Origin of the sequence: Spirulina sp. CCY15215, assembly GCF_016888125.1 — a bacterium.
GTDB lineage: Bacteria > Cyanobacteriota > Cyanobacteriia > Cyanobacteriales > Spirulinaceae > CCY15215.
This window is the reverse complement of record NZ_JACSWA010000445.1, coordinates 1-256: the sequence shown is the minus strand read 5'-3', so window position 1 is coordinate 256 and position 256 is coordinate 1. Positions and strand designations below refer to the sequence as shown.

Sequence of the window (256 nt, the reverse complement as noted above, 5' to 3'; positions counted from 1 at the left end):
TTCTTTCTTTCTTTGAGGCAATGGTACAACAACTTTCTCCGACCACCATTGAAGACGAATTCCTTTATCCCGATAGCGACGGTAAACCCTTGGCTGATAATACAATTCAATTACGTTTAATTTTCACTATTAAAGGGGGTCTCGATGCTCTCTTTAAGGACAGGGATGATGTTTTTGTTGCTGCGGATCTATTGTGGTATCCAGTTAAGTTAACTCAACAGGAAGTTATCGAACAAGAAGAACCTCAAAGACAAGC

At 39.8% G+C, this 256-nt stretch carries 1 pseudogene; it reads left to right on the top strand.

Annotation, left to right across the window (positions count from 1 at the left end):
• Positions 1-20: 20 nt before the first annotated feature.
• Positions 21-256 (top strand): annotated as a pseudogene (locus JUI58_RS13785) (Uma2 family endonuclease); the annotation flags it as partial.